Here is a 14,993-nt window from a genome sequence, read left to right as displayed (position 1 = left end):
ATGCTTAAAAATAGCCTGTTTATGCAGGTCTAACAGATTGTAAAAATACAAAAAAAATTACGCATTTCCAATGCCTTTTTTTTAAGAATAACTTAATGTGTAAAAAAAAGGCCTGAACATCAGTTTCTTTGATAGATAATGCCTCAGCGTTCATTTTTAGGGCCTTTTGCGACAGGTATAAGCAGGTTATCAAAAGGTATGGATGCTAAAAAAAAGAAGAATTCGAACGGGTATTTTTCCGACATACGTTTTCTCGAAAAAGTATTATTAAATGGTGTTGTTCAGGGTAGTTTTGTTTGAAATTTGCCGGCTTCCTGTTCAACAATTTGATGAGTAGTTATTTATGAAATAGTACTCGAGTCGATTCTATAAAAACAGTAAAAAATAAAGCCGATTCATTCTGAATCGGCTTCGGTAAAGGTCTGGTACGCGGTTCCTTAATCTTCCGGAAATGGAATGTAAACGAAGCCGGCAAAGTCGCCATGTACAATAAAAAGACAGCAATATTCATCCGGCGCTTTGTAATTCTCTTTCCACAGATCGAGTGATTCCGGACCGATGAGTTCACGCTGCGTAAACTCATCGACAAACGAGGCTTTATAATTCCAGTGATTACCCAGTTCATCGGCCGCGATGAGGAGCTGGCCCATGGGTACATCACGACGTGACGCGACAAAGATGGGATAATCGGAAAAGCCACGTTTTCTGATCTGATAAGATGCTTCTTTCAACTGATCAGCCACTTTTACAAAATCCGATGAGATTTTGCCCATCAACTCTTTGTTTACGTCGTACGAGTTTGCATCGTCGAGTAGCGTATTTTCGTTGCTATGGTTAATCATTTTTTTGAGGAGTTAGAAGTTAGGAGTGAAGAGGGTTGACTGGCGTCAGCAAAATATATGCTGGTCCACCCTCCTCACTCCTAACTTCTCATTACTATTTTTAAAATCTAGCGGCCAGCAAAAGGTCAAGATCTTTAAAACGCATGTTGAATTTGCGGGCGATATAGGCGTTGGTGAGCGTTCCTTTATGGGTATAAACACCTTTCATAAACCAACGGTTCGCGTACATCATCTGTTCAATTCCACCCGTGGTGCCCGTTTCGAGCAGAAACGGAAGGAATATGTTACTCAGCGCCATGCTGGCTGTATACGCAACGCGGGCGGCAATATTCGGGACGCAATAATGAATGACACCCATATGCTTGAACGTAGGTTGCTTGTGGGTGGTCATGCGCGACGTTTCGAAATTCCCTCCCTGATCAATGGACACGTCAATGATCACCGAATCCGGTTTCATACGGCCAACCATCTCTTCCGTGACAACGACCGGGCTCATGGCATCATCGGCGCGCATAGCGCCAATCACAACATCGGCTCGCTGAATGGCTTCGGCGAGTGTATCTGAGTCGATAATAGACGTGTATACATGTTGCCCAACGGCATACTTAAGCCGTTGGAGCTTATACAGATGTTTATCAAAGACCTTTATGTCGGCCCCCATACCCAGCGCCGTTCGTACGGCATATTCCGTAACCGTTCCAGCGCCGAGCATAACCACTTTGGTGGGTGGAACGCCCGTAATACCCCCTAAAATGATGCCCCGCCCGTTATCGGCATTGCTGAGGTATTCACCGGCAATCAGCATGACCGTACTGCCGGCAATTTCGCTCATGGAGCGGATTACCGGTAGGTTTCCGCCTTGATCCTCAATGAATTCGTAGCCGAACGAGGTTAAGTTTTTGCTGTTTATTTTCTCGAAGTAAGATCGGTCATGAACCGGCAGGTTCAACGCCGAAATAACCGTACTTCCCGATTGAACATGCTCAAATTCATCGTCGACGAGAGGTTCAACTTTTAAAATCAGGTTGGCTTCGTAGACTTCTTTGGGTGATCGGGCAATCTGGGCACCGGCTTCGCTGTATTCCGTATCCGTGAATTTAGCTTTTTCGCCTGCTCCCTGTTCAACAATTACGTTGTGGCCATTACGCACCAGTATTGACACCGCTTCGGGTGTAAGTGCAATACGGTTTTCCTGAAGCGATACCTCTTTGGGTAGCCCGATCAGAAGACTGTTTCGATTCGTCTTTACGGCCAATGGCGCTTCTTTCGGGTATAGGGCCGTTTGTTTGGCCAATTCCTCAAATCCAGTCACTTGTAAAAAGTTTACGGTTTATGGTATTCGGCGTATTGCATTCCGTTTCCGAGCTGTTAGTAGTAAGCTCGGCCTGAACGGGATACTATAACCTACTCAACCAGTACAGTTTTCACAGTTCGACGGCCTGCTGTATCTGCCGAAATGTGGATCTGATAATAAGTAGCGGGCCAGAGGGATGCAATCCGTTCCGGCCACTCAATAAAGCAATAATCGCCTGAATACATGTACTCTTCCAGTCCGATGTCCAACGCTTCGGCTTCGTTTCGAAGCCGGTAGCAATCGAAATGATAAACCGAATGCCCTTCGTGAGTGGTGTACTCGTTCACAATAGAGAACGTTGGACTTTGCACCATACTGAGCACGCCAAGTGATCGGCAAATGGACTTGATAAGGGTTGTTTTACCAGCACCCATATCGCCTTCAAACAGCCAGACCGGATGTTCTCTGCCTTCTGCCAGTAGTTTACGGGCCATCGTGTCGAGTTCATCAAGGTGGTCAATATGAATAATCATGGCATTATTTAGCAACAACCGGCAAAGATAGGAATTTTTAAACGGTCTGGTTGGCTCCCATCGGCTGACTTACAACAAGTCGATGGGTTTACAAGAAAAAGTGGTCGATCGACAAGTTGTACTTGCCAATCGACCACGAAAGAAGCAATGGCTTATACGGAAAGAGGCCTTCGCTTACGGGTTAAGAATTAATAGTTTGGGTTTTGCTTGAGTACGGGCTTGCCATTAATCGCGCTGTTTGTTATTTCAAGAAGCGGAATAGGGTAGTACTCGTGCTTGCCTTTTACGAAAGTAGCTCCGGTGAAATAGGGGCGTAACCGGGCTTCTCGCTCCATATAAGCGTTTAGCACCTGATCGGCAATGCCCCATCGAACGAGGTCAAAGAAGCGATGCCCTTCCAGCGCCAGCTCCAGACGAGTTTCGAAACGGAGGGCGTTACGCGCTACGGTTGCATCGGTCCAAGGCGCTGTATATTCACCGATGACATAGTTGGCCGCGTTGGTGCCATCCGCTTTTTTTACAAAACCGTCGGGGTTCGCTGCCCGCTTCCGGACTTGGTTCACGAGTGCACGGGCTGGTTCCAGATTACCCAGTTCTATTTCGCATTCGGCCAGCATCAGCAACACGTGCGCGTACCGGATCAGGCGGGTGTTGTTGGCATTCAGGCGTGAGTTGTTGGCAAAGGTGTTGGTGCCTACATCCGAGCGGTAGAACAGGTGCTTTTTGGCAATGTAAGGACCACCGTTGCCCTGGTCGCGGATCCAGGGTTTACCCGGCATGAGGCCCCAGTCGAGAAAAGGAATGTCCCGGCGGCCAACAGTCCAGTCTAAACGAGGGTCCAGATTACCGGTAAAGGCTGTGAAGGGCTGATTCCCTTCTATTCCCTGGTCACTAGTTACGTCGGAGTCGTTGAAATTAGTGAGCAGCGGCAGGCCATTAGCGTTTGTTTTATAGGCATTGACCAGGTTCTGTGAGGGCTGGAAGAAACCACAGCAGGTAGTTGGCCCGGCATAGGGGTAGTTCAGGGTAGCGCCACTGTTTCCATTTTCGCCCCCGCCAGCACCATCATTTACCGAGTTTTGTGCCTCCAGAATCGACTCAGCGTTGTTGTTCATAGCCGCGCGGAAATTGTCGTGATACCGCTCCATCAATCTGTAACGGCCACTGTTGACAACAGCTGTCAACAAAACTTTGGCATCAGCCCAGTTTTTCTGATACATTTCAGCTTTGGCGAGCGAGGCTGCAGCGGCCCATTTGGTTGCCCGGCCCGGCTGAGACTGTGTGCTGGGCAGATTTTCGTACGCAAACTTGAAATCTGCTTCAATGTTAGGCCAGATATCTTTATCGTTCGGGATTTTGGTGCTGTTCGGGTCTTCCGGATTATAGGTTTTTTCGTCCAGGTACGGCACCTGGTTAAACATCCGTTTGGCTTCGAAGTGGTACCAGCCGCGCAGGAAACGAGCCTGCGCCCGAATCTGTACTTTCTCGGCATCGGTGAGGTCCGTTGTTTTTTCAACAACACGTAAGACGTCATTGGCACGGGCTACTCCGTCGTAAACGGTGCGCCACTTACCCCGGAAGTGTGAATTATCGGAGAGGATATTTTTGATCTCGATAAACGTGATTTCCGGTTGGTCGCCGGATGTTGACCCTTTATAGGCATCATCTGAGGCTACACTACCGTAAATCCAGTTATCGGCCGAGCCATGCCATGACGTTGCGCCTGATCCGACACCGTCGAGCATAGAATAAGCACCAATGAGCAGGAAGTTAACGCCCGCCCGGTTCTGTAAACCGCTTTCATCGAAGACAGCCGGGGGTTTTACTTCCAGAAAGGATTCTTTGCAGCCTGTCACCAATAAGGCTGTCAGTAATGCAGAAGTTAAAAGTGTCTTTTTCATTAGATTAGAATGTATGACGAATGATGCACCGGAATGACCAGTTCTTTCAGGACGTGGTCATCTTCGTGTTACATTATGATTTTTCCTGGATTAAAAACTTAAGCTCAAACCAACCAGCACCGTTCTGGCTACTGGATATAAACCTTCATCGACGCCAATCTGGCGATCCTGATTCTGGCCCGCTGTGGTGCCGGTATTACCCGAAACCGCTCCCTGCGAGTTACGAACGTTGATTTCAGGATCCATACCCGTGTATTTGGTAATAGTAAACAGGTTCTGTCCCTGTATGTACACCTGTGCGGCACTCATGCCCATTTTGCTCATCAGTGTGCGCGGCAGGTTGTAGGACAACTGTATGTTGCGCATGCGCAGGTAGGAACCGGATTCCAGGTAGTAAGTCGATGGTACCGAACTCACGTTGTCGGCTGCCCGTACAATGGGGAGCATAGCCCTGGAATTATCGGCACCGGGCCGCCAGGACTGTTCGTACATGCGCAGGCTGCGATTACCGCCAAACGTTGGGAAATCGGTCCAGTAGCGAACGTAGTTGAACAACTGGTTACCCTGAACTCCCTGTCCGAATAGCTGAAGACCGAAGTTTTTGTAGTTTACATTTACGTTCAAGCCATAGCTGAAATCAGGATGGGGCGAGCCAATAATACTCCGGTCGGCCGGGGTTATGAGTCCATCGCCGTTAAGGTCGCGGTACCGGAACGTACCAGCACCAACAACGCCGGTACCGTTGGCCTGCCGGTAGGTAACAACGTCGTTATAGCCTTTCCAGATGGGACCGGAGGCCGCCTGCTCGGGCGTGTTGTTGATGCCGTCGATGGTATAGCCGTAAAAAGCCGAAATGGGATAGCCCTCTTGGGTAACCGTCACGGCAGGCAGACGGGTAGCGAAACCAAAATACTGTGTGTTTGGGTCGCCGTTGGTGGTCAGTACCGTATTCCGATAGGTCGAAATGTTACCGGACAGCGTATAGGTCAGTTCATTATTTAACGCTTTGCCAGTATAGGACAGGTTGAGTTCAACACCCCGGTTACGGAACGAAGCAATATTTCGGAAGGGATTCGTGGCATTGCCCGCCGTAAACGGTAGATCGACCGGGAAGAGCGCATCCGTCGTAACGCGGTTAAACCAGTCGAAGTTGACATCAACTTTACCCTTCAGCAGCGACGCATCAAACCCAAAGTCGGTTTGGGTTGTGGTTTCCCACTTGGCTTGTGCATTACCAAACTGGAACAGGTCGTAGCCTTGCAGCGCCGATGTGCGTGAGCCGTTCAGGTCGTAAAAGCTGTTGGCGGGGCTGGTGCCATAGAATGTGTAGGGGTTGAAGTTACCGATCTCCTGGTTACCCGTCTGGCCCCAGCTTGCGCGAATTTTCAAGTCATTAAGCCAGCCAGCTGTCGAATTTTTCAAAAACTTTTCTTCCGAAATACGCCAGCCTGCCGATAAGGCCGGGAAATAAGCGATGCGGTAATCGGAGGCAAAACGCGACGACCGGTCACGGCGCAACGTACCGCTCAGTAGGTATTTTTCGTCGAACGACAGGTTCGCTACGGCAAATTCAGACGCTAAGCGCCAGTAGGTTGCGCTGCCATCGTTGGTTTGTGTACCGGCATTACCGGCCGCCAGGAACTGATTGTTAATGTCGTCGGAAGCAAACCGGCTCCGAACGGCGTTCACAAATTCGTAATAGTTTTTGATCGACTCCGTTCCCAGAATAGCACTCAGGCGAAGTTTATCAAACAGGGTTGTGTTATAGCTCAGTGTGTTGGTCCAGGTCCAGGTAGCTTCGTAATCATTACGGGTTTGCAACTGGTTGGTACCGGCCGACTCCGATGATTCAAAATCGCGTGGGGTATACACCCGAACGTTGAACAGGTTATAGTCGATGCCAAAACTGGTACGTGCCGTCAGATTTTTGGCCAGATCAAGTTCAGCGTAGGCATTGCCAAACAAACGGATTTCCTTGTTGATATTGGTGCGGTTGCGGTATAGATCGGCCACCGGGTTGCGGGCATTATCGAGGTCGCCACCTTTGGTACCGGCAAAGTTTCCGGCAATATCATAGACAGGAACAATTGGCTGTAACCGGTAGGCAAACGAAACGGCGTTGCTCTCACTCTGGTTACTGGCAATACCACGGGTTGAGAAGGGGCCACCAATGCGTTCGGCATAGGCAACCTGAATGTTTTCGCCGATGCGAATTCGTTTGTTAACGTTAAATTCGGTGTTGGCACGCGCCGAGTACCGTTTGTAGCCCGTGTACTTCATAATACCTTCCTGGTTGAAGTAGTTGAGCGAGATGGCGTATCGGCCCCCTTCCGTACCTCCTGAAACACCCAGCTGGTGGTTTTGCATTGGGGCGGGGTTAAAAATCTCCTCCATCCAGTTGGTGCCCTCTTTGTTGGCTTTGGTGATCAGCCATTTACTCCGCCGGAAGTCGGCCGCGTCAATGTCTGTCGAATAGTTGGCGGGGTTAACGCGTGGGTCGCCTTCCATAGCGCCATCCGGGAAGATATAGTCCGGAATAACCGGCCGCGGGCCATTTCCAAATTGAGCGTTTCGCGGGTTACCGTTGACCAGAACCCCCGAGTTAATGCGTGACTCCCACCACAGGTCTGCGTATTGCTGGGTGTTGAGCAGGTCGAGGAGTTTGCCGCGTTTTTGCACACCATAGTAGGCGTCGTAGGTTAGTTTGGGTTTTCCGGCTTTCCCTTTTTTTGTTGTAATGATTACTACGCCATTACCGGCGCGGGCACCATATTGCGAAGCCGCTGCAGCATCTTTCAACACTTGCAGGGATTCAATATCGTTTTGGTTGATGGTGTTTAAGTTTCCTTTGGTGGGTACTCCGTCAATTATGTAAAGGGGGGAGTTGTCGTTGAGTGTACCGAAGCCCCTGATCCGAACGATAACACCGCCACCTGGTGAGTTTTCGTTACCAACCGATACGCCCGCTACGCGCCCCTGGAGAGCCTGAGCCACGTTGGTTGCGGGAACGGATAGTAACTCCCGTGTACTTACGGTGGCGATGGCTCCGGTAATGTCGCGTTTGGACTGGGCGCCGTAACCGGTTACAACGACTTCGTTCAGGGTTTTGACGTCAGCAACAAGGGCGACGTTCACTTCGCTTTTATTCCCAATCGTAACATCCTGAGCGGTAAATCCAATAGCTGAGATGGTCAGCACATTCCGTCCTGAGGGTACAAGGATCGTGTACTGCCCATTGGCATCGGTAACCATACCGGTTTGGGTGCCCTTAATAACAACGTTGGCACCAGGGAGCGGGCTGTTTTCGGCGCCGTCCGTGATTCGGCCGGTAATCCGGCGATCCTGAGCCATACTTGTCCCTGTGAATACGAACCAGCTGAGCAGAAACAGCAAGGGTATTCGGTAAACTTTTGGGTACGCATTATTCATGATAGACTAATTAGATTAGATAAGTGATGAGTGATTTGCAATGAGTATTAATACTCATTGCAAATAAAAATGCTTTTAATGGAATTTTAATTCTTTTTTGACGGAATATTTTTGTTTTAGCGTCGTATAGTACAAAAAAAGGCCGCCCAGTTAGCACTGAGCGGCCTTTTTTTGTACTACGAGTACTGTGGGAAAATTGAGTAATTGGTCTTAATTAAGGTTCAGCTCATCAATAACCCGCTGTACTTTTGCCTTTAGTTGCGCATACGTATCATCGAACGCTTCTTTACTTTCAAGAGGCTCCACAACGCTGACATAAAACTTGATTTTGGGCTCTGTACCCGATGGGCGAGCGGATACTTTGGTACCGTCTGCGGTGAAGAATTGCAACACGTTAGAAGGTTCGATGCCCATTTTACCGGATTCAATGACCGATGTCTGGCCCGTTGATGGGTCCAGACGGGTTAATGCTTTGTAGTCATCCACCCGAACAACGGCTGAACCGGCAATGGATTTTGGTGGATTAGCCCGGAAGTCGGCCATCATCTGCTGAATTTCTTCAGCCCCCGATTTCCCTTTTTTGGTGAGCGAAACCAATGCTTCGTAATAAAAACCATTCTCTTGGTACATAGCCATCAGCATATCGAACAGGCTCTTGCCCTGATCTTTGGCATAGGCTGTCAATTCGGCAATGATGGCGCAGGAAGCGATGGCATCTTTGTCCCGAACAAAATCGCCAATGAGGTAGCCGTAGCTTTCTTCGCCACCGCCAATGAACTGCTCTTTGCCTTCCAGCTCACGGATAACTTCGGCAATGTATTTGAAGCCCGTTAAGGTATTGTAGCAGTTGACCCCGTAGCGTTCGCACATCTTGTCGATGAGGTCGGTGGTAACGATGGTCTTGGCAACGAACTCCTTGCCTGTAAGTTTACCTGCATCTTTCCAGGCGTTGAGCAGGTAATAAATGATCAGGCTGGCCATCTGATTGCCGTTCAGCAATTCAAATTCGCCGTGGTGATTGCGGGCACCCGCGCCAACGCGGTCGGCATCGGGATCGGTAGCCATGACGAGGTCGGCGTTGAGCGAATTGGCCAGGTCGAGCGCCAGTTGCATGGCCGCCCGTTCTTCGGGGTTTGGCGATTTCACCGTGGGGAAATTGCCGTCGGGTGTAGCCTGCTGCTCAACGATATGTACATTGGTAAAGCCCAACGCATCCAGAACGCGGGGAACGAGGGTAATGCCGGTTCCGTGAATAGGCGTGTAGACGATATTCAGGTTAGCCTGCCGCTTGATCACATTCGGGTTTACGGCATTGGATTTGACGCGTTCAACGTAAGGCGCATCAATTTCTTCGTCGATCAGGTGAATCCGTTCGGGAATTCCGTCAAATTTGATGTCATCGACGGAGGTAATCTTGTTCACCTCGGCAATAATGGCCTTGTCGTGCGGAGACACCACCTGACCTCCATCGTTCCAGTACACTTTGTACCCGTTGTACTCGGGAGGGTTGTGCGAGGCTGTTACGACGATACCGCTCTGGCAGCCTAACTGCCGAATAGCAAACGACAACTCTGGCGTAGGCCGAAGGCTGCTGAAAAGGTAAACTTTAATGCCATTGGCCGAAAAAATATCGGCAACCAGCTGAGCAAACTCTGGGCTCATCCGCCGACTGTCGTGTGCAATGGCTACGCTGATGTCTTCGCCCGGAAAAGCTGCATTGATGTAGTTGGAAAGCCCCTGGGTAGCCGCGCCAACCGTGTACCGGTTCATGCGGTTCGAACCAACGCCCAAAACGCCCCGCAGACCACCCGTTCCAAACTCAAGGTCGCGGTAGAAGGAGTCTGTCAGTTCGGTAATATTACCCGAGTCGATCAGGTGTTGTATGGATTCTTTGCTAGCGGCATCATAATTACCGCCAAGCCACTGGTCAACGCGTTGCTGAGTCGAGGAGTCGAGGGAAGTTGTCATCGTATGTTTACTAAACGGGTAATAGTTATGAAGTAACGAAGAACGTTACGGTACAAAAAAGAAAATTGTTTTGAAATACAGTAAAAGCCTTTATGGTCAAAGCATTAGCTGAATTGTGCAGCTGTTTAGGGTACTCAATATCTCACAAGAGCACCGCATCAACAGCTTGTTTACACGCTTACCAGGTTTGTTGGTCAAAATTACAATTATACCTGTACCCTACAAATACACAGCATAGATTCCCAAAAATCACGATTAACATTTTAGGGATACAATAAATATTTCTTGTAGATCTGAGTGTACTTAGATCATCTACCTCTATGCATGTCTTTTATAGTAAGCCATTAAAAAGTATAGCAGCTGTTATCTATTATGCTTCGTCGTGTACCATCGTTGCCGGGTTAGTCGCCCTGCTGTACATCTATTTTGGGTCTATCGACCAGTATAAGTTGTTTGTTATAGTGCCTGTTCGATTGTGCGAAGAAGTTGTGGGCAGCTATGGGTTCCTGCTCTATTGTCTGCCAGTTTTTTTATAGGATTATTATTATTTGGACTGGCCGAAGTGTTTCGTTCCGGGTTATACCTAAAAGAGGAGCAGGAACTAACGATCTGAAAGCCATGCCAATAATTGTAAATGTAGACGTGATGATGGCCCGTCGAAAAATGTCGTTGACCGAACTTGCCGAAAAGGTCGATCTGACACTAGCCAATTTATCCATCTTGAAAACAGGTAAAGCCAAAGCCATTCGCTTCAACACACTGGAAGCGTTATGCCGGGCGCTGGATTGTCAGCCGGGCGATTTACTTGAATACGTACCTCAAACAGAAAGTCGTCAACTAAATTCGGTATGATCGTATTTTACTCTTTCCAACCATCAGGTTTATAGGGCGTTCGGCTGTCGCTGGGAACGCAAATGGCCGTGACGGGTCGGGGCGGGCCGCCCCAGATACGGATGTTCGGGTAGGGGTAGAGGGGCTCAGGGATGGGTTGCCGCTGGTTGAGCGAATAAAACAGTTCGGAGCCCGGCAATATCGATTTGCCCGTTGGGTCGGTTTGACCGTATGGTAAGCCAACAACGTCTTTTCGGTCGAGCCAGTACCGGACGCTTGATACTGCCGAAGCGGTAAAGTAACCCACGACGGATTCCCGCCGATTCGCCGTATTCCTGATATTTCCCGCCACCGCCGATGGGGGCGAATCGGCCAGGCCATTCACATTTTGCGTCTGGTTCTGGAATTTGCTGAAAAATGAATAGGCTGTTTGTGGCAACGACAGCTGCCTGATTTCTACCAAGGCGGCTGTGCTGTCGTAATAGGGAATCTGCGCAACGTTTCGGCCGGTGATCTGCCCACCGTTGCTGTACTGGTCATCAAACACATTAAGGGCAGAGCTGTATATAATCTCCCAGCATTGTGTTCGGCAGGGATAGTCATATACGAACAATCCGTTCGGAATTGGAGGCTGGGCTGCTTCTGAGTAATTGATCGGGACGAAGCAGTTTTCGAAAGGCTCGTTGCCCGACATGTAAAATAGTTTGTCCTTGTACGCATGCGCCGGAATATCATTAACGGCATAAACACCCTGCTGGCAACTTCGGCACCAGTTCTGCTTTTCATAGAGTTTCCACTCCCAACGGTAATAATTGTGTTGATTGGCGGGGTCTTGCCAGTCGATGAATACATCGTGCCCACCCCGGTAGCCACCGGGTAATTGTACCTCAACCGGCAGACTGGCAGAATTAAACCTGGCATTAACGCGGCTTATGGACGGTACCGGTTGCATAATTTGCGGAGTCGATACATAGGAGGTCCCATCGCTGAGGGTAAATTGTAATTGATACGCATGGCCGACCTGTCCCTTAAAATCTGCCGGTAATTGATACGTGCCGTCTACGGTTTCGTGGCAGGGTATGCGCTGCGTTGAATCAAAGAGTACTTCGACGTTGGCTTTGGTGATGGGCATCGTGCCAAAGCGGCCGGTTAACGGATCTGACTTGGAGCGATTTAACCGGATCAGCTGCGGTTCGGGCAGGTTCGTAATCGTGCCGTCAACGACCAGAATATCGACCGATTCAGACAGAGTCAGCTCAAGCGGGTCCACGCAGGCGGTCAATGCCATTGCCATGAGTAAGCTGCTGAAGGCAAAACGGAAGAAGCGCATAGTATCTCAAAAAAGAAATTTAGCCAGAAATAGTCGATAAAAAATACGCTTTCCTGTACCAAATAGGGAACGCAGGGTATGTGTTGGAATTATAGGTATATAATAGGTATATATGTTGAACATCTGGTTTTACTAGTTCATCAACGAATAGGTAAGGCAGTAACATTACTCTTGATTAAACTCACCAATCTTTAAATTCCCTTAGGGGGACTTTGTTCAGACACTAATAAAATCGCTGTTAGGAAATTTAGTCGTTTGCACATAGGTGCTACTGAAACGTTGTCTTCCATGGCAGCGAAAACAGGGCCACACCTTTATCTTTTCTTTTCATGAATCGATTTTTAGTAAGCCTTTTGCTGGCAGTGCTCACCCAAACCTACGTCAGCGCCCAAATTCTATATACACTTTCGGGAACCGTTCGGGATTCATCAACGCAGCAGCCCCTTGTTCGGGCCGCTGTAGTAATCGACTACGAAAAGTCTACGAACGGTACCTATACCGATGAGCAGGGTAATTACGCCATCAAAATCCGGTCGGGGCAGCACGTGCTGGTTGTTCGAAATGTTGGCTTTGTTCCCTTCAGGAAGACGATTTATATACGGGGCAATGCGACGGTGGATGTTATTTTACCATCCGTTGCCAGCCAGTTAGAGGAGGTGGTTGTAACGAGCAAAGGCTACGACCGCAACGTTCGGCAACCGCTGCTGGGCGTAAGTCAGATCAATATGGCGACACTCCGGAAAATGCCTGCGGCTTTGGGTGAAGTCGATATTCTCCGAAGTCTGCAAATGCTGCCGGGTGTTACGAGCGTGGGCGAAGCGGCCAACGGGTTAACTATCAGGGGAGGGACGACAGACCAGAACCTGATCCTGCTGGACGATACGCCGATTTTTAACCCTACGCATATGTTTGGGCTGTTTTCGGTTTTTCCACCCGACGCCGTTGGGGGGCTGGATCTCTATAAAGGCAATGTCCCGGCCCGCTACGGCGGACGGGCGGCATCGGTGCTGGACATCAGCCTGCGTAACCCTGATCTTAATCAGTTTCAACTGAGCGGTGGCGTTAGTTTTGTGTCCAATCGACTAACGATCGAGACGCCGATCGTGAAAGGGAAACTGGCCTTGCTGGTATCGGGTAGGGGAGCCTTCAACGACTTTTTATTACGGGCCGTTTCGCCCCGATTCGACAACATTCGGGCGAAATTTGGCGATGGAACGGCCAAGCTTTTCTGGCGGGTAAACGACCGCAATACCGTAACTGCCATGAGCTATTACAGTCAGGATCTGTTTCAGACGAATCTATTAGGTAGTCTGTCCAACATAAATGCCGTTAACACACAGTATGCCCAGCAAACGGCCAACGGCATGGTGCGCTGGTTTCATGCGTTTTCGCCACGGCTGAATCTGCAAACCACCGCTTTGGCGGCACAGTATATTCCAAGGATTTTGTCGACCGAAGACAGTACCAGCAATAAGGTGGCGTTAAAGCAATCGCTGTTACAACGACAGATCAAATCGAATTTGAACTATCAACTGGAAAACCAGAAGATCGAAATTGGCATCAGCGGCACACATTACCGGCTTAACCCCGGGGAACTGATTCCGGGGAACAGTTTGGCGGTCAATTACCGGAAAACGCCCCTCGAAAATGCCATGGAATTTGCCATTCATGCCGAAGATGAGCTCAGTTTGTCGGACAAACTTGCGGTATCGGCTGGTTTGCGGTACTCCCATTTCCTGAACCTGGGGCCTTCTGTGGTCCGTCGCTATGCAAACGGTGAGGTGCCTGACGCCACAACCGTTGTGGATTCTATGGTCTTCGGTGCCGGGCAGGTAAGCAAGCAATATGGTGGACTCGAACCACGCTTAGGGTTTCGCTATGCCCTGACACCCAATTCGTCCATCAAGCTGGGTTACAACCTGATGCGGCAATATCTACAGGTCATCACCAACACCACGACGCCTTTACCCACCGCTCGCTGGAAAACATCCGATGGTCATATCCAGCCACAGGTGAGCCAGCTCTGGTCGGCGGGGTATTTTCAGAACTCGAAGAACAACATTTTTGAGCTTTCGGCAGAGGTATACTGGCGAAGTACGCAGCATATTCTGGATTATAAACCCGGTGCCGATTTCCTGCTGCAACCTTATCCCGAAACGCAACTTTTACCGGGTAAAAGCAAAGCCTACGGGCTGGAAGTGATGGTATCCAAGAAAAAAGGTGAGCTAACGGGCTGGGTCAATTATACGTATGCCCGAACGCTTAATCAGGTCAGCGAAGGCGTTGATTTTCAGCAGCAGATCAATGAGGGTAACTGGTACCGCGCTAACTATGATCGTCCGCACAGCCTGAACATGAGCCTGACGATTAACCAGGGCCGGACGCACAGCTTTTCGTTCAACTTTGCCTACAGTTCGGGCCGGCCTTACACGGCACCGGAAGGGTTTATCCGGTATCAGGGTCGGACGTATCCCTATTATGACGAGCGGAATCAGTACCGGTTGCCAGACTATCACCGGCTGGATTTTGCCTGGAACATCTACCGGCCAGGTATGAAAAACCGACGCTGGCAAGGGCACTGGACCTTTACGGTTTACAATATTTATGGTCGTAAAAATGCGTACTCGATCTTTTATCGTACAGAAGGGCAGGCCACGAATCCCTACCGACTCAGCATTTTTGGCGCCCCGATACCAAGTTTGACGTACAATTTTGAGTTCAAATAAATCAACGTTTTTTCCCTGACTCATGCGTTCAGGGTTCATCCTTCTGATTGGCTGTCTGGCTGTTTCTACAGTGCCGATAGGCTGCGGTGATCCCGAGGATCAGATTCTGCGGGGTATAGCGGATATTATCGACGTGGAG

The 14,993-nt window shown here is 49.5% G+C and carries 11 protein-coding genes; 4 read left to right on the top strand and 7 right to left on the bottom strand.

Annotated features, from left to right (window positions below):
* Positions 1-437 precede the first annotated feature (437 nt).
* From ACYVJM_RS06335 to ACYVJM_RS06310, 6 genes are all read right to left on the bottom strand, one after another.
* A complete protein-coding gene (locus tag ACYVJM_RS06335; protein ID WP_461147346.1) occupies positions 438-842 on the bottom strand; it encodes a hypothetical protein in 405 nt (134 codons plus the stop codon).
* Positions 843-942: 100 nt separating this feature from the next.
* Positions 943-2,154 carry an alanine dehydrogenase gene (locus ACYVJM_RS06330; RefSeq protein WP_461147345.1) on the bottom strand — a complete coding sequence of 404 codons (1,212 nt, stop codon included), beginning with the start codon at positions 2,152-2,154 and terminating at the stop codon, positions 943-945.
* Positions 2,155-2,246: 92 nt separating this feature from the next.
* On the bottom strand, positions 2,247-2,669 hold the full coding sequence (gene tsaE, locus ACYVJM_RS06325) for a tRNA (adenosine(37)-N6)-threonylcarbamoyltransferase complex ATPase subunit type 1 TsaE (RefSeq protein ID WP_461147344.1): 423 nt from the start codon (positions 2,667-2,669) through the stop codon (positions 2,247-2,249).
* A gap of 188 nt (positions 2,670-2,857) precedes the next feature.
* A complete protein-coding gene (locus ACYVJM_RS06320) occupies positions 2,858-4,570 on the bottom strand; it encodes a RagB/SusD family nutrient uptake outer membrane protein (protein WP_461147343.1) in 1,713 nt (570 codons plus the stop codon).
* A gap of 90 nt (positions 4,571-4,660) precedes the next feature.
* Positions 4,661-7,999: a SusC/RagA family TonB-linked outer membrane protein gene (locus ACYVJM_RS06315; protein WP_461147342.1), complete on the bottom strand. Its 3,339-nt coding sequence runs from the start codon at positions 7,997-7,999 to the stop codon at positions 4,661-4,663.
* 210 nt (positions 8,000-8,209) lie between these two features.
* Positions 8,210-9,967 carry a phospho-sugar mutase gene (locus ACYVJM_RS06310; protein WP_461147341.1) on the bottom strand — a complete coding sequence of 586 codons (1,758 nt, stop codon included), beginning with the start codon at positions 9,965-9,967 and terminating at the stop codon, positions 8,210-8,212.
* A 320-nt stretch (positions 9,968-10,287) separates the two neighbouring features.
* Here ACYVJM_RS06310 and ACYVJM_RS06305 point away from each other — a divergent pair, with 320 nt between their 5' ends.
* From ACYVJM_RS06305 to ACYVJM_RS06295, 3 genes are read left to right on the top strand one after another with little or no spacing between them, the layout of a single operon-like run.
* Positions 10,288-10,503, top strand: a complete 216-nt coding sequence (locus ACYVJM_RS06305) for a hypothetical protein (protein WP_461147752.1) — start codon at positions 10,288-10,290, stop codon at positions 10,501-10,503.
* Positions 10,443-10,580, top strand: a complete 138-nt coding sequence (locus tag ACYVJM_RS06300) for a DUF2975 domain-containing protein (RefSeq protein ID WP_461147340.1) — start codon at positions 10,443-10,445, stop codon at positions 10,578-10,580. The genes ACYVJM_RS06305 and ACYVJM_RS06300 overlap by 61 nt, the downstream gene beginning before the upstream one ends.
* Positions 10,581-10,585: 5 nt before the next feature.
* A complete protein-coding gene (locus ACYVJM_RS06295) occupies positions 10,586-10,819 on the top strand; it encodes a helix-turn-helix domain-containing protein (RefSeq protein WP_461147339.1) in 234 nt (77 codons plus the stop codon).
* Positions 10,820-10,826: 7 nt separating this feature from the next.
* On the opposite strand, the gene ACYVJM_RS06290 is transcribed toward ACYVJM_RS06295, so the two are convergent.
* Entirely contained in the window at positions 10,827-12,128 is a 1,302-nt protein-coding gene (locus tag ACYVJM_RS06290; RefSeq protein WP_461147338.1) for a DUF4249 domain-containing protein, read from the bottom strand.
* A 329-nt stretch (positions 12,129-12,457) separates the two neighbouring features.
* On the opposite strand from ACYVJM_RS06290, the gene ACYVJM_RS06285 reads away from it, so the two are divergent.
* Positions 12,458-14,854 carry a TonB-dependent receptor gene (locus tag ACYVJM_RS06285; RefSeq protein WP_461147337.1) on the top strand — a complete coding sequence of 799 codons (2,397 nt, stop codon included), beginning with the start codon at positions 12,458-12,460 and terminating at the stop codon, positions 14,852-14,854.
* Positions 14,855-14,993 lie beyond the last annotated feature (139 nt).

This window comes from Spirosoma pulveris (assembly GCF_054781875.1).
This window is presented reverse-complemented; position numbering and strand designations above follow the sequence as displayed.

Coding starts and splice junctions, on each gene's coding strand:
- ACYVJM_RS06335 (WP_461147346.1), bottom strand. CDS start 842: ATGATTAACCATAGCAACGAAAATACGCTACTCGACGATGCAAACTCG.
- tsaE (WP_461147344.1), bottom strand. CDS start 2,669: ATGATTATTCATATTGACCACCTTGATGAACTCGACACGATGGCCCGT.
- ACYVJM_RS06320 (WP_461147343.1), bottom strand. CDS start 4,570: ATGAAAAAGACACTTTTAACTTCTGCATTACTGACAGCCTTATTGGTG.
- ACYVJM_RS06315 (WP_461147342.1), bottom strand. CDS start 7,999: ATGAATAATGCGTACCCAAAAGTTTACCGAATACCCTTGCTGTTTCTG.
- ACYVJM_RS06310 (WP_461147341.1), bottom strand. CDS start 9,967: ATGACAACTTCCCTCGACTCCTCGACTCAGCAACGCGTTGACCAGTGG.
- ACYVJM_RS06305 (WP_461147752.1), top strand. CDS start 10,288: ATGCATGTCTTTTATAGTAAGCCATTAAAAAGTATAGCAGCTGTTATC.
- ACYVJM_RS06295 (WP_461147339.1), top strand. CDS start 10,586: ATGCCAATAATTGTAAATGTAGACGTGATGATGGCCCGTCGAAAAATG.
- ACYVJM_RS06290 (WP_461147338.1), bottom strand. CDS start 12,128: ATGCGCTTCTTCCGTTTTGCCTTCAGCAGCTTACTCATGGCAATGGCA.
- ACYVJM_RS06285 (WP_461147337.1), top strand. CDS start 12,458: ATGAATCGATTTTTAGTAAGCCTTTTGCTGGCAGTGCTCACCCAAACC.